We start from the raw sequence: 22,909 nt of genomic DNA on the forward strand, positions 1-22,909 counted from the left end.
TCGCCCCGACAACCCGCTTGAGCCATGGGCTGCTTCGCGAACCAGCGCCGACGGTGGTCGGCAGCGGAGGAATGCACATGGCAACGCTCATCGGGATCGTCACTAAAGTCATTGGTCAGGTTTTCGCTCAGTCGGCGGACGGCACTCGTCGCGCACTGGTCGAAGGCGATCGGCTGTTTGCAGGGGATCAATTGATCACCGGGGCGGAGGGGGCGGTTGCCGTTCATCTGCAAAACGGCCAGGAACTGACCCTCGGCCGCGACAGCAGCCTGACCATGACTGGCCAGTTGCTCGCCGATCAGGCGGCTCACGTCAATGCACCGGAAGCGGTGACCCCGAGCGAGTCGCAACTGACCGACGTCGAACAGATCCAGAAAGCCATTGCCGCCGGCGATGACCCGACCCAAACCGCCGAAGCGACGGCGGCTGGTCCTGGCGCCACCGGTGGTGCGCCGGGCGCACTGGGTGGCGGCCACAGTTTCGTGTTGTTGACTGAAGTGGCGGGCCGGGTCGATCCGGTCATCGGTTTCCCCACCGCCGGTTTCAATGGCATTCCCGAGTTTCCCGAAGAACGCCACAACGCGGTGATCGACAACGGTGACGACGCCGCGCCGATCGCTCCACCACCACCGCCAGTCAACAATCCGGTCACACTCACGGGGCTGTCTGTAGCCGGTGGCGAATTGAATCTCAACGAAGCCAATCTGCCCGACGGTTCCGCCGCCAACCCTGGCGCGCTGACCCAGACCGGCAGCTTCACGGTGTCGGCGCCGGATGGTCTGAGCAGCCTGAGCATCGGCGGTATCAACGTGATCGTCGGTGGTGTGCCGATCGGTTTCCCGCAATCGATCACCACGCAACTGGGCAACACCCTGACCATTACCGGCTACAACCCGGCCACCGGCACGGTCAGCTACAGCTACACCCTCAACGGCAACGAAACCCACGCGGCGGGCGACGGTGCCAATAACCTCAGCGAACAATTCACCGTGATCGCCGGCGACAGCAATGGCGACACCGCCACCGGCACGCTGGACGTCAACATCACCGACGACGTGCCGAAAGCGTTCGATGACAACAACGGTACGGCGACGGAGACTCAACTGACGCTGACCGGCAACGTGCTGACCAACGACGTGCAAGGCGCTGACCGCGTACCCGTCGGCGCAAATGCCGGCCCGATCACCCCCGGTACATTCGTCGGGACTTACGGCACCTTGGTGCTGAATGCCAACGGCACCTACACCTACACGCTGAATACCAGTGATGCGGACTTCAAGAATCTGCATGGCGGTGGCAATGGCACCGAGACTTTCACTTACACCCTGACCGATGCCGACGGCGACACCAGCACCGCCAACCTCGTTCTGCAGATTCATAACAACGACGACCCGGTGGTCATCAACGGGTTGAACGTCGAGGGCGGTGAGCTCACCGTTTACGAGAAAAACCTCGGTGACGGCAGCGCCCAGGACTCGGGAGCCCTGACCCAAAGCGGTACTTTCACCATTACCGCGCTGGATGGCGTCACCACGCTGACCATCGGCGGCATCGCCGTGGTCACCAATGGCGTGGCCGCAGGCTTCCCGCAATCGGTGACCACGCCACTGGGCAGCACGCTGACCATCACTGGTTTCAACGCGGCGACTGGCGTTGTCAGCTACAGCTACACCCTGGTCGACAACGAAGCGCATCCGAACGCCAACGGCGCCAACGTGCTCAATGAGCAGTTCGCCGTGACCGTGGTCGACGACAACGGCACCACCGCCAACGCGACACTGGATGTGAACATCGTCGACGACCTGCCAAAAGGCGTGGACGACAGCAACGCCGGCACCGCCTCGGAATCCAACCTCACCTTGAGTGGCAACGTCCTGACCAACGACGTGCAAGGCGCCGACCGCGTACCGACCGGCCCCAACGCCGGCCCGATCACCGCAGGCACCTTCACCGGGACTTACGGCACCCTGGCATTGAACGCCAACGGCACGTACACCTACACCCTCAACACCAACGATGCAGACTTCAAAAACCTGCACGGCGGCGGCAACGGCACTGAAACCTTCACCTACACCATCACCGATGCCGACGGCGATACCAGCACCGCGAACCTCGTGCTGCAGATTCATAACAACGACGACCCTGTGATCATCAACGGGTTGAACGTCGAGGGCGGTGAGCTCACCGTCTACGAGAAAAACCTCGGCGACGGTAGCGCCCCGGACTCGGGAGCCCTGACCCAAAGCGGCACCTTCACCATCACCGCGCTGGACGGCGTTACCACGCTGACCATCGGCGGCATCGCCGTGGTTACCAACGGTGTGGCGGCAGGCTTCCCGCAATCGGTGACCACGCCACTGGGCAGCACGCTGACCATCACTGGTTTCAACGCTGCAACCGGCGTCGTCAGCTACAGCTACACCCTGGTCGACAACGAAGCGCACCCAACCGCCAACGGCGCCAACGTGCTCAATGAGCAGTTCGCCGTGACCGTGGTCGACGACAACGGCACCACCGCCAACGCCACGCTGGACGTGAACATCGTCGACGACCTGCCGAAAGGCGTGGACGACAGCAACGCCGGCACCGCGTCGGAAACCAACCTCACGCTGAGCGGCAACGTCCTGATCAACGATGTGCAGGGCGCCGACCGCGTACCAACCGGCCCGAATGCCGGCCCGATCACGGCGGGCACTTTCACCGGGACTTACGGCACCCTGGTGCTGAACGCCAACGGCACGTACACCTACACGCTGAACACCAGCGACGCCGATTTCAAAGCACTGCACGGCGGCGGCAACGGCACCGAGACCTTCACCTACACCATCACCGATGCCGACGGCGACTCCAGCACCGCAAACCTCGTGCTGCAGATCCACAACAACGACGACCCGGTAATCATCAACGGCCTCGACGTGAATGGCGGAGAACTCACCGTCTACGAGAAAAACCTCGGCGACGGCAGCAGCCCCGATGCGCCAGCCCTGACCCAAAGCGGCACCTTCACCATCACCGCGCTGGACGGCGTCACCACACTGACCATCGGCGGCATCGCTGTAGTCACCAATGGCGTGGCAGCAGGTTTCCCGCAATCTACCGTCACTCCCTTGGGCAGCACACTGACTATCACCGGCTTCAACGCTGCAACCGGCGTCGTCAGCTACAGCTACACCCTGGTCGACAACGAAGCGCACCCGACTGCCAATGGTGCCAACGTGCTCAACGAGCAATTCGCCGTGACCGTAGTCGACGACAACGGCACCACCGCCAACGCGACGCTGGACGTAAACATCGTCGACGACCTGCCAAAAGGCGTGGACGACAGCAACGCCGGCACCGCCTCGGAATCCAACCTCACCTTGAGTGGCAACGTCCTGACCAACGACGTGCAAGGCGCCGACCGCGTACCGACCGGCCCCAACGCCGGCCCGATCACCGCAGGCACCTTCACCGGGACTTACGGCACCCTGGCATTGAACGCCAACGGCACGTACACCTACACCCTCAACACCAACGATGCAGACTTCAAAAACCTGCACGGCGGCGGCAACGGCACTGAAACCTTCACCTACACCATCACCGATGCCGACGGCGATACCAGCACCGCCAACCTCGTGTTGAACATCCACAACAACGACGATCAGGTGTACCTCAACGGCCTCGACGTCAACGGTGGCGAACTCACCGTCTACGAGAAAAACCTCAGCGACGGCACCAGCCCCAACACCCCGGCACTGAGCCAGAGCGGCACCTTCACCGTCACCGCCCTCGACGGTCTGCAAACCCTGACCGTGGGCGGCATTGCCGTGATCACCAATGGTGTGGCAGCAGGCTTCCCGCAATCGACCGTCACCCCGCTGGGCAGCACGCTGACCATCACCGGTTACGACCCGGCCACGGGCGTGGTCAGCTACAGCTACACCCTGGTGGATAACGAAACCCATCCGACCGCCAACGGCGCCAACAGCATCACCGAGAACTTCAACGTGGTGGCGACCGACACCGATGGCAGCTCCGCCACCGGGCAGATCAACGTCAACATCATCGACGACCTGCCGACCGCCAAACCCGACGCGACGTCGGTGCAGGAGGGCGGCACCGTCAGCGGCAACGTGCTGGACAACGATATCGGCGGCGCCGACGGCCCGGCTGCCAGTGGCGCGGTAGTGGGCGTGCGCGCCGGTTCCGACACCTCGACCTCGGCCATCGGCGGCCTCAACAGCAACATCAACGGCACCTACGGCTACCTGACCCTCGACGCCAACGGCAACGCGGTCTATCACAGCAACCCGAATGCCGTGAGTGGCCCGGGTGCGGTGGATGTGTTCGTGTACACCGTGCGCGATTCCGACGGCGATGAAAGCACCACCACCATCACCATCGACGTCTACAACAGCAAACTGTGCGCGGTCAGCGACACCGATGTCACCGTCTACGAAAAAGCCCTCGATCTGACCAAGGACGGCCAGGATCTGGCTCCTGGCACGGTCACCGGCAGCGATCCGACCAGCACCGGGGAAACCGCGTCCGGCACGCTGGTCGGCTCGGTCACCGGCGCGGTCGGTGCGATCAGCTACGCGCTGGTCGGCAGTGCCACCGGCAACTACGGGCAGATCGTGCTCAACCCCAACGGCACGTACACCTACACCCTGACCTCACCGGCCAGTACCACCCCGCACGCCGACGACGGCGCCAACACCCTGACCGAAACCTTCACCTACCAGGCCACCGATTCGCTGGGCAACGTCGTCACCAGCACCCTCGTGGTCAGCATCGTCGATGACGTGCCGAAGGCGATCAACGACAGCAACGCCGGCACCGCGTCGGAAACCCAGTTGACCCTCAACGGCAACGTGCTGACCAACGACGTGCAAGGCGCCGACGTGGTGGCGACCGGGCCGAATGCCGGCCCGATCACTCCCGGCACCTTCACCGGCACTTACGGCACCCTGGTGCTGAACGCCAACGGCACGTACACCTACACGCTGAACACCAACGATGCAGACTTCAAAAACCTGCACGGCGGTGGCAACGGCACCGAGACCTTCACCTACACCCTGACCGATGCCGACGGCGATACCAGCACCGCCAACCTGGTGCTGAACATCCACAACAACGACGATCCGGTGGTCCTCAACGGCCTCGACGTGTATGGCGGCGAGCTGACTGTCTATGAGAAAAACCTCAGCGACGGCACCAGCCCCGATACCCCGGCACTGACCCAGAGCGGCACCTTCACCGTCACCGCGCTCGACGGTCTGCAAACCCTGACCGTGGGCGGCATCGCCGTGATGACCAACGGCGTCGCGGCCGGCTTCCCGCAGTCGACCGTCACCCCGCTGGGCAGCACGCTGACCATCACCGGTTACAACCCGGCAACCGGCGTGGTCAGTTACAGCTACACCCTGGTGGATAACGAAACCCACCCGAATGCCAACGGCGCCAACAGCATCACCGAGAACTTCAACGTGGTGGCGACGGACACCGATGGCAGCACTGCGACCGGGCAGATCAACGTCAACATCATCGATGACCTGCCGACCGCCAAGGCCGACACCGGCTCGGTGGCGGAGGGCGGCACGGTCAACATCAGCGTGCTGGGCAATGACGTCAGTGGCGCGGATGGCGCGGCGATCGTGGTCGGCGTGCGCGCCGGCGGCAATACCGCGACCTCGGCCATCGGCGGCCTCAACAGCAACATCAACGGTAACTACGGTTACCTGACTCTCGATGCGGCCGGCAACGCGGTCTATCACAGCAACCCGAACTCGGTGAGCCCGCCGGGCGCTACCGACACCTTCACTTACACCATCCGCGACAGTGACGGCGACGAAAGCACCACCACCATCACCGTCAACGTCGCTGACAGCAAACTCGTGGCCTCGACCGATCAGGACGTGACCGTCTACGAAAAAGCCCTCGACCTGACCAAGGACGGACAAGACCTGGCCCCCGGCACAGTCACCGGCAGCGACCCGGGCAGCACCGGCGAAACCGCGACCGGCACGCTGGTCGGTTCGGTCAGCGGCGGCAGCGGGGCGATCACCTATACCCTGGTCGGCAGCGCCACCGGGACTTACGGGCAGATCCAGCTCAACGCCGACGGCACCTACACCTACACCCTGACCTCGGCGCCGAAAACCACGCCGAACGCCAACGACGGGCCGAACACCCTGAGCGAAAGCTTCACCTACAAAGCCACCGATGCGCTGGGCAACAGCACCACCAGCACCATCGTGGTCAACATCGTCGACGACGTGCCAAAAGCGGTAGCGTCGGAGCGTTCGGTGGCGGCGGTGGAGATCGACTCCAACATCCTCATCGTCCTCGATATCTCCGGCAGCATGGCCGACGCTTCTGGCGTACCGGGTCTGTCGCGGTTGGAACTGGCGAAGCAGGCGATCAGCGCCTTGCTCGACAAGTACGACGATCTGGGCGATGTGAAAGTGCAGCTCGTCACCTTCAGCAGCAACGCCACCGACCGCACTTCGGTGTGGGTCGATGTCGCGACGGCCAAGACGATTCTGGCCGGCCTCAGCGCGGGCGGCGGCACCAACTACGATGCGGCCGTGGCGACCATGTACAACGCGTTCAACACCTCGGGCAAACTCACCGGGGCGCAGAACGTCGGCTACTTCTTCTCCGACGGCAAACCCAACGAAGGTGACATCGGCACCGCCGACGAAGCGACGCTCAAGGCGTTTCTCGATGCCAACAACATCAAGAACTACGCGATCGGCCTGGGCAGCGGCGTGAGCAACGCCAACCTCGATCCGCTGGCGTACGACGGCATCACGCACACCAACACCAACGCGGTGGTGGTCACCGACCTCAACCAGCTCAACTCGGTGCTGTCCGGCACCGTCGAAGGGGCGCCGGTCACCGGTTCGTTGATCGGCGAGGGCGGCACGTTCGGCGCCGATGGCGGGTTCATCAAATCCATCGTGGTCGACGGCACCACCTACACCTATGACCCGAAAGCCAACGGCGGTCAGGGTTCGCTGGTCGCCAGCGGCGGCGCCAACCACGGCACGTTCAACACGGTGAACAACACCCTGAGCATCGCCACCAATAACAGCGGCACCCTGGTGGTCAACCTCGACACCGGCGACTACAGCTACACCTCGCAGAAAACCACCGCCGTAGTGATCACCGAGAACATCGGCTTCACCCTCAGCGACAACGACGGCGACCTCGCCAGTTCGACCCTGACCGTGAAAGTGATCCCCAACGCGCCTCCGGTGGCGGCGGACGACCACATCATCACCAACGTGCTGTCGGGCAACATCGTGGTGCCGGGCGAACTGCTGCTGGCCAACGATACCGACCCGAATGGCGATACGCTCAACGCCACGCCAATCTCGTTCAACACCGGCTGGATCTCCAAATCGGCAGACTTCACCGGCACCGGCGCGATCAGCTTCACCGGCACCAACGCCAACACCGCCGCCAACCAGAACTTGGCCAACGTGCGTAACTCGTTCAGCGCCAACGCTGCGACCATGACCGCCGTGCTGGTGGTCAGCGGCTACCTCGGCGCGGTGACCAACACAAACGCCAACGATGAAGACCGCATCACCGTCAACCTGCGCCAGGGCGAAACCCTCAACCTGGACCACAACCTGGCGGCCGGTCACATCACCATGGAGTACTCGATCAACGGCGGCGCCTGGATCGCCCTCGCGGACGGCCAGACCCTGACCGCATCGTCCGACGGCGTCTACCAGATTCACATCACCAACATCAGCAACACCACGGGCAACAACGTCAACGCGGCGGAAAACTACCAGCTGACCATGACCCTCAACTACGCCGGGGCCCACGACATCACCCCGGATTACCACGGCACCTACACCGCCAACGACAACCACGGCGGCAGTGACACGGCGAACGTGACCATCAGCTATCAAGATGGCCACACCCTCACTGGCACCTCGGGCGATGACGTACTGGTGGCCGGCACCGGCGACAACATTATCAACGCCGGCGACGGCAACGATGTGTTGACCGCAGGCTCCGGCAACAACGAACTGCACGGCGGCGCCGGCAACGACTTGCTCTACAGCGGCCCGGGCAACGACCTGCTCGACGGTGGCACTGGCATCGACACCGCCAGCTATGCCCACGCGACTGCCGGGGTGACGGTCAACCTCGGCCTGCTCGGTGCGCAAAACACCATTGGCGCCGGGACAGACACCCTGACCGGTATCGAAAACCTCGTCGGCTCGAACTTCAACGACACCCTCACCGGCGACAACAATAACAACGTGATCAACGGCGGCCTGGGCAACGACATCCTCAACGGCGGCGGGGGCGATGACCTGCTGATCGGCGGGATGGGCAACAACACCCTGACCGGTGGGCCGGGTGCCGACACCTTTCAGTGGCTCAAGGGCAACAGCGGTCACGACCTTGTCACCGACTTCACCCCCGGCACCGACAAGCTCGACCTGTCGCAACTGCTGCAAGGTGAAAACGGCACGTCGGCCTCACTGGATGACTACCTGCACTTCACCGTCACCGGCAGCGGCGCCTCGGTCATGACCAGCATCGACGTCAGCGCCATGGCCGGCGCCACGCCGAACCAGACCATCGACCTGGCCGGCGTCAACCTGGCCAGCCACTACGGTGTGACGCCGGGGGCGGGTGGTTTGATTGCCAGTGGGCATGACACGGCGACGATCATCAACGGGATGTTGAATGATCATTCGTTGAAGGTGGATACGGTGTAAGCCGGAGCTGAAACGACAAAACCCGCCGCCCCGAGTAATCGGGACGGCGGGTTTTTCTTTGCGCGTAGATCGTTCCCACGCAGAGCGCGGGAACGATCAGGCGGCGGTCAAGCTACAGCGGGCGCCTCAGCCTTCAACTCCAGATTATCCAGTACCCGATTCACCGCCAGCTCACCCAGCATGATCAACTGCGCAATCCCCAACAACACATGCCGCTGCGACCCATCCACCAAACCGGCAAAGTCATTGGCCATGACCTTGGCCGAAGTCAGGGTTTCGCAGGCGTCGGCCAGTAGCTCTTCGCTGTCGATGCCGGGGGCGATGAGGTAGCGGGTATTGGGTTTGAGCAGCGGTTTTCGGGGGAGGAGGGGATTGAGATAGTGATCGAGGGCGCGTTCGGCGGCTTCGTGGAATTTCTTGGAATCGAGGGTTTCGTAGGGGGAAGTCGGGTCGGCTTCAGGAGGGTTTGGCGTTGGTTTGATCATGGCGAATCTCCGTGATTGGATTTAGCCGCCACGACTCATCGCTAAACAAGTAAAGGTGGCGGCTGTACGCAGGTTAGCGATCCGGGTCACAGAAACCCCGGGTAGACCCGAAGGTCTCCCACGCACAGCCACCATTACGCCAAGTGCAGGAAGGCAAAGCTGCAATTGGGATTGGGCGTTGTTGCGTCTGTATGGAAGCGGATCGCTAAACCCGATCGCTACTTTTCAGCGACCGCCAAACAATAGAACCCACCCCCAAGGCGCACAAGCCGGCGGATTCTGGCGGATGCGTAGGCAAAGGCGCAAGGTGGCGTGGCTTTGCGGAGATAACTTTCAACGCTGTTAAACAGGTCTGGCGTCGGCATTGAACGAAAAAGCCCGCGCTCCCGGTTAAACGGGAAGGCGGGCATTCATGGTTGAGACTGGTAAAAAAATGGCGTCCCTTTGTCCTTGTTCACCAGTTCAATGAGGCGAAGAATTCACGTTGAGCGAAATGCGAACGCCGGTCCAGGAAATTGCGAATGGCCGGAGCGGTCGTACGCAATCGCGGTAAGATTGCCGTCAGGTAACCGGACAAAACCCGCTACAAGCCCATCTCTTGTAGGAGCTTGCCATGTGACCCAATTACGAGGGTCGTTGTTTGGCAGCATTTGTCTGAAGAAGTCCCCAAGGTTAGAGAAGTTTGTGATGAAGGCATTGAGCACCGGGCCTGCGTCGTTCGCACCAGGTAGCTGAATGCCACCCATCGAAGAGGCCCAACGATCAAGACCATCAAAGTCTAATCTTTCGGTGATGGGTGTCAGAAGCAGCGTGAATACGTTTGTCACAACGCCATGATATGAAACCTGAGATCTCCCTCCATCTATAGCAATAATGGTAAAGAAACCATTTCTAAGCCCAGTTACTTTACCCGCGCGAGTGACGCTCGCAATGGTGGGATTCAAGCTGGCGTACTCAATGCCGGGGATCCCGCCCATGGCTTCTCTGACCATTGTGTTACCTGGTACTTCTTTGGTCGTTGTTGGGAATGGGGCGAGAAGCTTCACGCCATTCAAGTTCATCTGTGAGGTGTTAATGGACAATGGCTTCACGATTGTTGTTATCCATTGCTCGGAAGTCTGTCCGTCTGCGTACAAAGCCTTGACTGCGTACTTGTGAATGTCTTGAGTCTGGCTGGTAAGTGTATAAGTCCATTGGCCAGAAATAGGAACCAGGATCGTGTCTTGCACAACGCCTTTGTCCAATAACTGGATCTGCTGATCGGCACTCGCATTGCCGGTGAATGCAAGTGTGGTCGCGGTGGTAAATCCCCCATTCGCAACAGGTGTGCCAGTGGTGGTGTTTTCATTCACGTTTGTGATAGTTGGAGCTACCAATGCTTCGACTGTGTAGATCTGATCAGGAAACGGTGTGGCTGTGGCAAAGCTATTGGTCCCGTCCAACGACACCCAGAACTTGAGCGTCAACGACTTTCCGTCACCCAGTGCAGACACGTAATTGTTGAGCAATGTCTGTACATACTGGCCCTGACTGATCCACGTCGGGTTGGTTTGGGCCGGTAGTCCATTCCATAGCTGCAGATCATGCGCAGTACCGTTGGCCTTGAAACTTTCTACTCTCATCCAGCATGCCTGTTTATCCGCCATGCCTGTCCAGGTCAGTGCGTGAATAGTCGCGTTTTTTCCCTTCAAGTCGTTTACGTCCAGTACTCTGTTGTTCGTTTCCGCTTCCACAATGATTGGCGGATTCAGTACACGCTGGTTGGCACTGATAGTGATCGAGGTCGTCGCCGACACGCCGCTGTTAGTGAGTTGATCGACCACGTTGCCAGAAACCGGGTGAGTTCCATCACCAATCGACTGGAGATCGGCGGCCGTCAGGGTGTATGTGATCGGTTTAGTGGGATCGGGGTTGGTGAACGTGAGGCGCCAGGTGCCAATTATCAGCGTGACCTTGTCGTATGCCCGCGCGTAACCGACGGTGATGATGATGACCGCGGTCTTTCCCGGAACAATGCTGGGAGGATGGCTGATGGTGATGGTGGGTGCCGGGTTGTGGTACAGCAACTGGAGCGTGGGCGAGTCATCTTTATTGCCGCTGACTCGAGTCACCTGGTAGCGCACATCGTTGACACCGTTGGTGAACCAGAACTCCGGCAAAAGCAGAAGGAGGCGCTTGCCCTCTTCACCTGGCCGGATGGTTTTGCTGACGTTGGTGCGAACGTTGTTGACGATCAGCGTCATGACATCGAAAGCCGCCACGACCCAATTCTGCAAACCGGTGATGGGCTCGATGATGACCTCCAGCCCATCCGGTGTGAATGCAGCTTGGGAGACGCCTCCATGAGCAATCGTCGACGGCTGCACCGGGGCTATTTGCGGCGGGTACACCGGAAACAGGGCCAGCGCATCGCTCACTGCTTGTGATTGAATATTCATTGCGGTCTCCCCGGCATGCCGGCCAATAGAGTCAGGCCTCTATAACACAGCGAGAACGCGGAGCTGCCTACTGTCAGATCTGACAGGGGAATGAGGGTTTTCGACGAGCGGTTGTCGGGTATGGCGCCTCAGAACTTGCGCAACGTCTTCTGCCGCAAGATATAAACCGTCACCAGCACCGCACTGGTCAGCATGAACCCGCGCGCCCAGGGCAGCGGCACCAGGTAGCACGAGAACAGAATGCTCGCCCACATCAGCCCGATCGCGTAGACCTTGCCCTTGAGCGGAATGCCGTTGCCGTCGAGATAGTCGCGGATCCATGGCCCGAGCCGGGGATGCTCGACCAGCCATTGGTAGAAACGCGGAGAGCTGCGGGCGAAGCAGGCGGCTGCCAGCAGCAGGAAGGGGGTAGTGGGGAGAACAGGCAGGAAAATCCCGATCACCCCCAGTGCCACGCTCAGCCAGCCGATGGCCAGCAGGATGTAGCGCAACATCAGGGGACGGTTGCCTATGGGGTTGTCCATAGGCCGGATCTTAGTGGTGACGTGGCTTGAGGATCGCCGGTTTTTCGTCGGGCGCCTGGCACAGCAGGTACAGCGCGGTCAGGGCTTCCGGGATCTGCACGATCATGTCGTCCATCAGGTTGGCATCCTTGGCGATGTCTTCGAACTCAGGCTGTTCGTCGAACAGGCCCGAACCGACCATGATCGGCAGGAGCATTTCGCTGACTTCTTCTTCGGCGGTTTCGAACCAGGCCGCTTCGCGCAGGAACACGCCTTCCATGAAGCCGATGCACCAGCCGCGCAGTTCGGAATCGTCCGGGTCGTCGCCCAGGTCCAGCTCGCATGGCAGCTCGAATTCTTCATCGGAGGCCAGTTGGCGGGCGATGTGGGCTTTCAGGCCGATCAGCGTGGCTTCGATCTCTTCACGCTGGGCTTCGCTGCTGTAATGCGGCTCTTCGGCGAACAGGGCGTCGATCCATTCACGATCCGGAACCACGTCGGCGCAGATCGACAGCGCCGTCAGGTAACCGTGAGCGGCCACGTAGTCCAGCGCCTCTTCATGCAGCTCGTCGGCGTCGAGGAAGACTTGCAGGCGGGTTAGTTGCTCGGCGAAGGACATTAAAGGGCTACCTTGGGGGAATAAACAATGCGGGAATTCTAGGCCTTCTTGAGCCCTCAAGCCAGCCGCACGGCAGATTTGCCTGCACAAGCTTCTTATCGGCGGTGCCCTTTGCCGGGGAGGGCTCGGGTATACTGCCGCGCTTTGCGATCCCTGCCGGTGTCGCGGCTGATTGTGTAGGGCGCGATGCAATGCGCGCTTACGTTTTGTTTAAAGCAGCCTCGGCTGTCTTGAACCAGCCTGTGCAGGGATGTTTCGGTGGATTTTTGGAGTTTTTATGCTCGAACAGGCTCAACGCGTCCTCAAGGACATCTTCGGCTACGACAGTTTCCGTGGCCGTCAGGGTGCAATCATTGAGCGCGTGGCCAGTGGCGGTGATGCCCTTGTCCTGATGCCGACCGGCGGCGGCAAGTCCCTGTGCTTCCAGGTGCCGGCGCTGCTGCGCGATGGCCTGGCGGTGGTGGTGTCGCCGCTGATCGCGCTGATGGACGATCAGGTCGCCACCCTCGAAGAGCTGGGCGTGGCAGCCGCCGCGTTGAACTCCACATTAAGCGCTGAACAACAGCGCGACCTCGCCAACCGGATCAAACGCGGCGAAGTGAAAATGCTCTATCTGGCGCCGGAGCGTCTGGTGCAGCCGCGCATGCTGTCGTTCCTGCAAGGCTTGAACATCGCGCTGTTCGCCATCGACGAAGCGCACTGCGTATCGCAATGGGGCCATGACTTCCGCCCTGAATACCTGCAACTGGGGCAGTTGGCGGAAATGTTCCCCGACGTGCCGCGCATCGCCCTGACCGCCACCGCCGACAAGCGCACCCGCGAAGAAATCGTCACTCGCCTGCATTTGCAGAATGCCGAGCGTTTCCTGTCGAGCTTCGACCGGCCGAACATCTTCTACCGCATCGTGCCCAAGGAGCAGCCGCGCAAGCAGTTGCTGGCGTTCCTCGCCGAGCGGCGCAGCGATGCCGGCATCGTTTACTGCCTGTCGCGCAAGAAGGTGGAGGAGGTGGCCGCGTTTCTCACCGAGCAGGGCTTCCCGGCGCTGCCGTATCACGCCGGTCTGCCCAACGATCTGCGCGCCTATCACCAGAAGCGCTTCCTCAACGAGGAAGGCCTGATCATGGTCGCCACCGTGGCGTTTGGCATGGGCATCGACAAACCCAACGTGCGCTTCGTCGCACACCTCGACCTGCCGAAATCCCTCGAGGCCTATTACCAGGAAACCGGACGGGGCGGCCGTGATGGTCTGCCGGCGGACGCGTGGATGGCCTACGGTCTGCAAGACGTGGTGATGCTCAAGCAGATGCTGCAGAACTCCGAGGGCGACGAACGCCACAAACGTCTGGAGCAGCACAAGCTCGACGCGATGCTCTCGCTCTGCGAAGAAACCCGCTGCCGCCGTCAGGCGCTGCTGGCGTACTTCGACGAAGACATGCCCGAGCCTTGCGGGCACTGCGACAACTGCACCGACGGCGTGCAGACCTGGGACGCCACCGAGCCTGCGCGCCAGGCGCTGTCGGCGATCTATCGCACTGGCCAGCGTTACGGCGTCGGGCATCTGGTGGATGTGCTGCTGGGCAAGGACAACGAAAAGGTCCGCAGCTTCGGCCATCAGCACCTGTCGGTGTACGGCGTCGGCAAGGCGCTGAGCGAGAGCGAATGGCGCTCGCTGTTCCGTCAACTGGTTGCTCGCGGCCTGGCCGATGTCGATCACGAAGGTTATGGCGGGCTGCGCCTGAGCGACACCTGCCGGCCGCTGCTCAAGGGTGAAGTGAGTCTGGAGCTGCGCCGCGACCTCAAACCGCAAGTCGCCGCGAAGAGCGGCAGCAAGAGCCCGGCCAGCCAACTGGTGCGCGGCGAAGAGCGCGAGCAGTGGGAAGCGCTGCGTGCCCTGCGACGCAAACTGGCGGAAGAACACGGTGTGCCGCCGTACGTTATCTTCCCCGACTCGACGCTGCTGGAAATGCTCCGCAGCCAGCCGACCTCGCTGGCGGACATGGCCCGGGTCAGCGGCGTCGGCGCGCGCAAGCTGGAGCGCTACGGCGAGGCCTTCCTCGAAGTGCTCGGCGGCGAGGCCGAGGCGCCGAAAGTGGTGGCCGACGTGCGCCACGAACTGATCACCCTGGCCCGCGCCGGTATGACGCCGTTGCAGATCTCCTGCCAATTGCAGTGCTCGGAAAAGAACGTCTACACCATGCTCGCCGAAGCCATCGGCAAGCAGCAGCTGTCGCTGGAACAGGCGCTGGATTTGCCGGAAGACCTGATGGGGGAAGTCCAGGATGCGTTCCTCGACGGCGAAGGCGAGTTGCCGTCGGTCGCCGAAGTGGCCGAGCTGTTTGCCGGTCGCGTACCGGAAGGCGTGCTTTATTGCGTGCGGGCTGCGCTGCAATCCGAGTTTGAAATGTGAGAGGGCGTTTGTGCCAACCGCTATACCGATGTAACGATTCAGTACAGGACGCCTCTTGCCTATAGGCAAATGTCATGCTTAGCTGACTAATAATTAGTTTTTCTCTATTTCTTCAGTCTGATCATGAGTGTTTTATGCCGTTAACCGATCAACACCGTTTTGGCATGCAATTGGCCCAGATGTCTCGTGGCTGGCGTGCCGAACTGGATCGCCGGCTGGCCGGTCTGGGCTTGTCCCAGGCACGCTGGCTGGTGCTGCTGCATCTGGCGCGTTTCGAAGAGGCGCCGACCCAGCGGGAGCTGGCGCAAAGCGTCGGCGTCGAAGGGCCGACCCTGGCCCGTCTGCTCGACAGCCTGGAAAGCCAGGGCCTGGTGCAACGCCAGTCCGTGATGGAAGACCGCCGGGCGAAAAAAATCGTGCTGTGCTCACCGGCGCTGCCGCTGATCGAACAGATCGAAACCATCGCTACACAACTGCGCAAGGAGTTGTTCGAAGGCGTCGATGAGGCGGATCTGAAGGTCTGCATGCGGGTTCACGGGCACATTCTGGCCAACCTGGAAAAGTCTTGAGGCATAACCGCGTGCCGTTTTTTTGAGAGATCGCGCTGGGCGGACTATAAGAACTACTGGGCAATATCGTGTTCGTACCGGATGTGCGAACGCATAGAAGTCGGTTTTGCTTATTTAAGGGATGCTCATGCTCGGAAGTCGGCACGTGGTACTGCGTTGCGCCAACTCGCTGTTGGTGGCCGGTGTTCTCACCTGGTCCACCGCGTCAATGGCGCTGGGGCTCGGTGACATCACCGTGCATTCAGCCCTCAATCAGCCGCTCAAGGCTGACATCGCCCTGGTGGATGTCGGGGGCGTCAGCGAAAGCGAACTGGCGGTCCGTCTGGCCTCGGCGGACGAGTTTGGCCGCGCCGGCGTCGAGCGCGTGTTCTTTCTCAATGACCTCAAGTTCACCCCGATCCTGCGTGGCAATCGCAACATGATCCGGGTGACGTCCAGCAAACCGGTCAACGAACCCTTTCTGAATTTCCTGGTGCAGCTCGATCAGCCCAATGGCCACCTGCTGCGCGAATACACCGTGCTGATCGACCCGCCGGGCTCACCGGGAATTGTCCCGGCCACCGATGAGCCAACTGCGCGTGCGCAATCGTCGGAATTCCCGACCCCCGAGACTCCGTCTGCAACCACGCCGGCCAAACCTGCTGCGCCTGTTCAGCCACCGGCTCCGGTCGTTGACGCGCAGGCTGAGCAACTGGCGGCGAGCCTTGTGCAGAACCAGCAACTGCAAAAAACCATCGATGAATTGAACGTGAAGCTTCAGGCCCAGGAAGTGCTGATCGCTGACGGCAAGAAACAGCTCGGTGATTTGCAGGCCCGTCTGATTGAAGTGCAACAGGCGCCGCCGGCACCTGCTGCACCCGTGGCACCTGCGCCAGCGCCGGTCGTTGCCCCGGTCGAGTCTCAGGAGGATTCACTCAACTGGCCGCTGCTCGGCGGGCTGCTGCTGGTACTGGGATTGCTGGTGGCAGGGCTGTATGTGCGTCGGCAACGCCAGCAGGCGCAAGGGTCTGAGTCGCCGACACCGTTCCTGCCGGTACGAAGCGAACCCCCGGTCGATGACGCCGAACCGATGCAGCCGAGTGCCGTTCACAGTGCTGTCGAACATCGCGAGGAACACGCCAACGGCGATGTGCTGGAAGCGGTCGGCATTTATCTGGCCTACGGACGTTTGGGCGAGGCCGCCGGTTTGTTGCGTGATGCGTTGCAGCGGGAGCCGGAGCGCATCGACCTTGGCGTGCAGTTGCTTGAAGTGCTGGGGCGGCAGGGTGACACGCCGGCCTATGACGAGCAGGAAAGCCGTCTGCGCCAGCTCGGGGTCGAGGATCAGCGCTTGCAGGAGATTCGCGCCCGCTACCCGAAACTGGTCAGCGCGGCACCTCTGGTTGCGGCGGCCCCGGTGATCGCCGCGCTGCCGATCGAACCCACCACGCCTGTGGAACCGGTGGCCGAAGACAATTTCGAACTGAACCTGGATCAGCTCTCGATGGCTTCCAGTTGGGATCTTGAGGAAACTCGCCCGACTGCTGCCGCACCTGAACAGGCGCCATCAACGCTGGGTTCCGATCTGCAGGTACTGCCACAGGATTTCGAGTTGCCGGAAACCCTGCCCGACGACGCCGAAACCGCCGAGCTGGAATGGATCGTCGAACCGGAAACGCAGCCGCTGGACGAGGACTTTCTCAACGAGTTTGGCGATCCCGGCACGACGCTCTCACTGGAGCCACTGGAGCTGCATGCCCCGGAGCTGGACCCCGAACCCTCGGACACCGCCAACGCCGGCAAACTCGAACAGGCCCAGACCTGCATCGACGACGGCGATATCGACAGCGCCATTGCCTTGCTCAACGAACTGCTCAAGGAAGCCGACGAACCCCTCAGGCAAACGGCGCGCACGCTGTTGGCGGGGATTCGCTGACCGTTGTCAGAAGGTCTGGCCGAGGTTCAGGTACACCGCCTGTTCATCCGCATCGTTCAGTCCATAGCTGAAGTTCAGCGGCCCCAGCGGCGTATCGAAGCCGATGAACACACTGGCGGCGTTGATATAGCCGCTGTCAAATACATTGTCGTTGTTCCAGGCCCGGCCGCGTTCCAGCGAGGCGCCGGCGTACAGCGGGAAGTCCAGCGGCAGGTACGAACGCGGGGTGAGGCGGCGGTAATACACCGCACGCATCAGACTGACGTTCTGCCCGGAGATCGCGTCTTCGCGGAAACCGGACAATTGCCGGGCGCCGCCGAGCAGGAAACTGGAGGTCACCACGTTGGCATCGTCCAGCGTGCGACCATAACGACCGCCGAGAATCAGCGTATTCGGGCCACTGCTCATGGCCTTGTCCAGTTTGAACTCCCACTGCCGGTAGCGCGTGTCGGAGCCCAGGCTCGGTTCGAACTGCACCAGCGTCAGGCCGATGTCTTCGCCTTCGTGGGGGTAGTAGACGTTGTCCAGCGAGTCGAAGGAATACTTCAGTGCATAGAACCCTTCGTTGAAGTTTTCGCTTGGCAGGTCCTGATCGCCGATCCGCACATCAGCCTTGCCCCAGGCCTCGCCAACCCCGAAGCGCACTTCGCCGCTGTTGCCGATCTGCCGGCCAAAGTTGAGGCCGAAGCCGTAGCGCTCGACGCGATACTGGGCGATCGGATCGTTGTCCAGAACCGAGTCGACGTTCTGTGCGGCAAACGAAGCATAAGGCGCCAGGAAGTAGCGAGAGCCCACGTCCAGCGGCTGATAGAACTCGCTGTACAGCTCTTGTTTATCGCCGATCTGCGCCCGGGTCAGCCATTCCGCACCCAGTCGGTTGATGCCGTTGACGCGGTAACTGGCACCGAGGTTGAAGGCGCTGTCGCCACGCATGTCGTCTGACAGGCTGAGGCCGACCCGCAGATAATCGGTGCCGGTGCGTTTGCCGCGCGCGCTGATCACCAGCGTGTGATCCGCGCCTTTGTGCACCACGCGGTATTGCACCTGCTCGAAGTAATCGAGACCGTACAGGGTGCCCATGTCGGTTTGCAGGCGACCCAGATCCAGCGGTTCGCCGATGTGCTGGCGGATGTAGTAGCGGATCACGTCATCGCCGACCTTCGAGTCGTTCTCGACCTTGATCGCGGTGATGATCGGCGTGCGCTGACCCGGCGCGCGGGCGGCGTTGAGTTCAGCGTCCTGCGACTGCACGGGTTTGAGGCGGGCAAGGCGCACGTTCAGGGCCTGGGTCGCGCGGTAGCCGGCGTCGATCATCTCCTGGCCGCGACCGAAGTCGGTGGCGCCGAAACTCGCCAGTGGCGGCTGGACCAGCACGTCGTCGGGGTGCAGGGTCGCCAGTTGTTCTTCGGAGTTGCGCCGGGTCATCAGGGTGATCGACTGATTCAGCACATCGACAACGGTCACCAGTTGCTTGCGGTTGCGCAGCGGGGTGCCGATGTCGACCACGATGGCCACGTCGACGCCCATTTCACGGGCTACATCGAGGGGAATGTTGTCGGTCATGCCGCCATCCACCAGCAATCGGCCGTCGAGTTCGACCGGGGCGAACACCGCCGGGATCGACATGCTGGCGCGGATCACCTGGGGCAGGTGGCCCTTGCGGAACACCACTTTTTCGCCGTTGGCGATGTCGGTGGTCACGGCGCGGAACGGGATCGGCAGCTTGTCGAAATCCCGGGTGTCGCTGGTGTGGGCCAGCAGGCTTTCCAGCAGCAGCGCAAGGTTCTGGCCCTGAATCACGCCCAGTGGCAGGCCGAGGCTGCCGTCATCGCGAAAGCTCAGCTTCTGTTTCACCAGAAAGTCGCGGTCGTCCTGTTTGCGCCGGAACGGTACGTCTTCGCGGGGCGGGGCGTCGGACAGCGCCTGCTGCCAGTCGATGGTCAGGGCGAGTTTTTCCAGCTCGTCGATCTTGTAGCCCGAGGCGTACAGCCCGCCGACCACCGCGCCCATGCTGGTGCCGGCAATCGCATCGATCTTGATGCCTTGTTCTTCCAAGGCCTTGAGCACACCGATGTGCGCCAGCCCCCGGGCCGCACCGCCGGACAAAACAAGGCCGACTTTGGGGCGCGTTGCCTCACTGGCATGAACGAACAGCGGTAGGAAACCAAGCAACAGGCAGATCAGAAGACGACGCATCGTGAGTCTCGGGGCGAGCGATAAAGCCAGCTATTATAGCGGCGCCCTCTGGCTCAGGAGTTTCAGCGATCATGACCGTCACAAAACCGGAAATCGTCATTACCTATTGCACGCAATGCCAGTGGATGTTGCGCGCCGCATGGCTGGCGCAAGAGCTGCTCAGCACCTTCGGCGACGATTTAGGCAAAGTGTCACTGGTGCCGGGCACCGGCGGGATATTCCACATCACCTGCAACGACGTGCAGATCTGGGAACGCAAGGCCGACGGCGGTTTCCCGGAGGCCAAGGTGCTCAAGCAGCGGGTGCGCGACCAGATCGACCCTGACCGCGACCTCGGCCACAACGACCGTACTCAGTGAGAGGCTGCCTCGGCCGCGACGGTTTTCTTGTCGTTGCTGCCTGACATCCGGCTCGACACCACGATCGCAACAATGATCAGCGCGCCGCCGATCAGCATGCGCAAGGTCGGATCTTCATCGAACAGCAGCCATGCCACGGTAATCCCGTATACCGGCTCCATGGCGAACACCACCGCGGCGGTGCGCGCCTTGATTACCGCCAGGCTGGCGACGAACAGGCTGTGGGCGACGCCGGTGCAGAACACCCCGAGCAGACCGATCCACAACCAGTCGATGGCGCGCACTTCGCTCAGTTGCGGCACCGCCACCGGCAGCAGACACAGTGCCACCACCACGTTCTGACACAGTGCCGCCTGCACCGCCGGGATGCGCCCGGAGCTGGCGCGGTTGGTCAGGGACAACAGGGAAAACAGCAGGCCGGACAGGATCGCCCAGAGCAGGCCGGTGGTCGCGCCGCTGGCCAGATCGAATGCCGGCGTCACCAGCACCAGCCCGACACTGACCAGCACCACCAGTACGATTTCATTGATGCGGATGCGTTCGCGAAAGATCAGCCCTTCGAGGATCACCGTGAAGGCCGGGAAACTGGCGAAACCCAGGGTCGCAATGGCGACGCCCGCGACCTTGACCGCAATGAAGAAACTCACCCAGTGCCCGGCCAGCAGCACGCCGCTCAGGGCCAGTCGCCGCCAGTCGACGGCGTGCAATTTCTGCCAGCCGCCCTGTTGGGCGAAGCGGGCGAAAAACGCCAGGGCCAGTACGGCAAACGCGGCGCGTCCGAACACGATGACGGCGGGCGTTGCGGCCGCGAGTTTGCCGAAAACACCGGTCAGGCCGAACATCAGTGCGCCGATATGCAAGGCGCCGAGGGCGGTACGGGGAGTCATTGCAGTCCTTTTTCCAAACACCATTACAGGCACACATTGAAACGTGTAACGGCCGAAAAGTCTGTCGGCAGGCTATCGACTTTTGTCGTCAGCCTCGCGTCGCAATTGTGTAGGAGAGGTGCCGAACTCACGCAGGACGGCGGCCGAGAACGCACTTTGCGAGTTGTAGCCGACACGGCTGGCCACTTCACCGACAGGCAGCGTGGTGTTGCGCAACAGCGCTACAGCTTTGTGCAGACGGCGACTGCGAATGTAGTCCATCGGTGTCTGCCCGCATTCGGCGACGAACCGCGCATGCAGCCGGGCGCTGGACAATCCGGCGACACGCGCCAGATCCGCGACTTGCAGCGGATAGGCCGCGTACTGCTCGATGTGCGCGTCGAGTGCCGCGTAGGGCAGGCGGCGCGCGACGATTTCGGCGGGTGGCACGTGGTTCAGGCTCGCCAGCAGCAACACCGCGCCCTGTTGCGCAATCAGCGGATCGTCAACCGGACTGTTCGCCAGCCAGCTGACCAATTGACCTTGCCCGGCATCCAGCGACAACCGCGCGGCGTTATCCAGCAGACGGCGGCTGGCATCGGCGTGATTACCCAACGAGCGCGTCAGCCATTGCTCGTCGGGCACATCCAGCACCAGACAGCGGCTGCCCTTGGGACTGCCGCACGCGTGATGCGCGCCGGCGGGGATCACCACGAAGCTCTGCTGCAATACCTGGCTGCCACGCCCTTCGACTTCGAAATCCAGCGCGCCGGACAGGCCGAACACCAGTTGCGCGTGGTCGTGGCTGTGGGCGATCAGGTCGTGGCTGTAATGGCGCAGGGTCAGGATCGGTTGCATGGCGGTCTCCGGGCGAGCCGCCAGTCTACACCGGCGCAGGAGCGACGCGTTTGTCACACGACTGACGCATACCTGTCATGGTCGATTAACCGGGCGCGCGCAGAGTGGCGAAAACATCGCAGAGGGTTGCCCATGACCAGCGCCGAGCTCGCCAGACCCAGCCGTAAACAACGGGTTCGCACCCTGTGGATCTCCGACGTGCACCTGGGCACGCGGGATTGCCAGGCCGAGCATCTGTCGCAATTTCTCAAGGGCTATCACGCCGACAAGATCTACCTGGTCGGCGACATCATCGACGGCTGGAAACTGCGCGGCGGCATGTACTGGCCGCAGGCGCACACCAACGTGATCCGCCGTTTGCTGACCATGAGCAAGCGCGGCACCGAGGTGATCTACGTCACCGGTAACCATGACGAATTCCTGCGCCGCTATTCAAAACTGATTCTGGGCAATATCCAGCTGGTCGACGAGGCGGTGCACGTCACCGCCGATGGCCGGCATCTGCTGGTGATTCACGGTGACCAGTTCGACGTGATCACCCGCTATCACCGCTGGCTCGCGTTCCTTGGCGATTCAGCCTACGAGTTCACCCTGACCCTCAACCGCTGGCTCAATCACTGGCGGGCGAAATACGGTTATGGCTACTGGTCGCTGTCGGCCTATCTCAAGCACAAGGTGAAGACGGCGGTCAGCTTCATCAGCGACTTCGAAGAAGCCATCGCCCATGAATGCGTGAAGCGCGAGTTGCACGGTGTGGTCTGCGGGCACATCCACCACGCCGAGATCCGCAAGGTCGGCGAGGTGGATTACCTCAACTGCGGCGACTGGGTGGAGTCATGCACGGCGCTGATCGAGCACTGGGACGGCACGATCGAGCTGTATCGCCTGGCCGATGCGCAGGCGCGGGAAGCGGAATTGAAAGCGGCGAAGGTGGCCGAGCTGGCCTGAGTTTTCAAGTCAAC

General features: G+C 61.9%; 13 protein-coding genes. 6 read left to right on the forward strand and 7 right to left on the reverse strand.

Annotated features, from left to right (window positions below):
* Positions 1 to 77: 77 nt before the first annotated feature.
* Positions 78 to 8,732, forward strand: coding sequence for a retention module-containing protein (locus ABFB52_RS08555; protein WP_346836122.1), 8,655 nt, complete (start codon positions 78 to 80; stop codon positions 8,730 to 8,732).
* A gap of 107 nt (positions 8,733 to 8,839) precedes the next feature.
* On the opposite strand, the gene ABFB52_RS08560 is transcribed toward ABFB52_RS08555, so the two are convergent.
* The 4 genes from ABFB52_RS08560 to ABFB52_RS08575 form a co-directional block, all read right to left on the reverse strand.
* Positions 8,840 to 9,217 carry a DUF6124 family protein gene (locus ABFB52_RS08560; protein WP_129973364.1) on the reverse strand — a complete coding sequence of 126 codons (378 nt, stop codon included), beginning with the start codon at positions 9,215 to 9,217 and terminating at the stop codon, positions 8,840 to 8,842.
* Between the two features lie 479 nt (positions 9,218 to 9,696).
* The gene (locus tag ABFB52_RS08565; RefSeq protein ID WP_102686012.1) at positions 9,697 to 11,655 is read right to left on the reverse strand and encodes an Ig-like domain-containing protein; all 1,959 of its coding nucleotides are present in this window, start codon (positions 11,653 to 11,655) and stop codon (positions 9,697 to 9,699) included.
* A 128-nt stretch (positions 11,656 to 11,783) separates the two neighbouring features.
* Positions 11,784 to 12,179, reverse strand: coding sequence for a YbaN family protein (locus ABFB52_RS08570; protein WP_085747160.1), 396 nt, complete (start codon positions 12,177 to 12,179; stop codon positions 11,784 to 11,786).
* 10 nt (positions 12,180 to 12,189) lie between these two features.
* Positions 12,190 to 12,777, reverse strand: a complete 588-nt coding sequence (locus ABFB52_RS08575) for a YecA family protein (RefSeq protein WP_007958400.1) — start codon at positions 12,775 to 12,777, stop codon at positions 12,190 to 12,192.
* A 277-nt stretch (positions 12,778 to 13,054) separates the two neighbouring features.
* Here ABFB52_RS08575 and recQ point away from each other — a divergent pair, with 277 nt between their 5' ends.
* From recQ to ABFB52_RS08590, 3 genes are all read left to right on the forward strand, one after another.
* Positions 13,055 to 15,184, forward strand: a complete 2,130-nt coding sequence (gene recQ, locus ABFB52_RS08580; RefSeq protein ID WP_129973366.1) for a DNA helicase RecQ — start codon at positions 13,055 to 13,057, stop codon at positions 15,182 to 15,184.
* Between the two features lie 134 nt (positions 15,185 to 15,318).
* Positions 15,319 to 15,753 (forward strand): MarR family transcriptional regulator, encoded by a 435-nt coding sequence (locus ABFB52_RS08585; protein WP_007958397.1) that lies wholly within the window; start codon positions 15,319 to 15,321, stop codon positions 15,751 to 15,753.
* Positions 15,754 to 15,880: 127 nt separating this feature from the next.
* Positions 15,881 to 17,668, forward strand: coding sequence for a FimV/HubP family polar landmark protein (locus ABFB52_RS08590; RefSeq protein ID WP_129973367.1), 1,788 nt, complete (start codon positions 15,881 to 15,883; stop codon positions 17,666 to 17,668).
* Between the two features lie 6 nt (positions 17,669 to 17,674).
* On the opposite strand, the gene ABFB52_RS08595 is transcribed toward ABFB52_RS08590, so the two are convergent.
* Positions 17,675 to 19,864, reverse strand: a complete 2,190-nt coding sequence (locus ABFB52_RS08595; protein ID WP_129973368.1) for a patatin-like phospholipase family protein — start codon at positions 19,862 to 19,864, stop codon at positions 17,675 to 17,677.
* Between the two features lie 71 nt (positions 19,865 to 19,935).
* On the opposite strand from ABFB52_RS08595, the gene ABFB52_RS08600 reads away from it, so the two are divergent.
* The gene (locus tag ABFB52_RS08600) at positions 19,936 to 20,223 is read left to right on the forward strand and encodes a SelT/SelW/SelH family protein (RefSeq protein ID WP_085747156.1); all 288 of its coding nucleotides are present in this window, start codon (positions 19,936 to 19,938) and stop codon (positions 20,221 to 20,223) included.
* On the opposite strand, the gene ABFB52_RS08605 is transcribed toward ABFB52_RS08600, so the two are convergent.
* Positions 20,217 to 21,110 (reverse strand): DMT family transporter, encoded by an 894-nt coding sequence (locus ABFB52_RS08605; RefSeq protein ID WP_129973369.1) that lies wholly within the window; start codon positions 21,108 to 21,110, stop codon positions 20,217 to 20,219. The genes ABFB52_RS08600 and ABFB52_RS08605 overlap by 7 nt on opposite strands.
* 72 nt (positions 21,111 to 21,182) lie before the next feature.
* Positions 21,183 to 21,947, reverse strand: coding sequence for an AraC family transcriptional regulator (locus tag ABFB52_RS08610; RefSeq protein ID WP_085747154.1), 765 nt, complete (start codon positions 21,945 to 21,947; stop codon positions 21,183 to 21,185).
* A gap of 132 nt (positions 21,948 to 22,079) precedes the next feature.
* Here ABFB52_RS08610 and ABFB52_RS08615 point away from each other — a divergent pair, with 132 nt between their 5' ends.
* On the forward strand, positions 22,080 to 22,895 hold the full coding sequence (locus tag ABFB52_RS08615) for a UDP-2,3-diacylglucosamine diphosphatase (RefSeq protein ID WP_007958385.1): 816 nt from the start codon (positions 22,080 to 22,082) through the stop codon (positions 22,893 to 22,895).
* The last annotated feature ends 14 nt before the right edge of the window (positions 22,896 to 22,909 follow it).

Source organism: Pseudomonas sp. 9.2(2024), assembly GCF_039695385.1.
Taxonomy (GTDB): domain Bacteria; phylum Pseudomonadota; class Gammaproteobacteria; order Pseudomonadales; family Pseudomonadaceae; genus Aquipseudomonas; species Aquipseudomonas paraglycinae.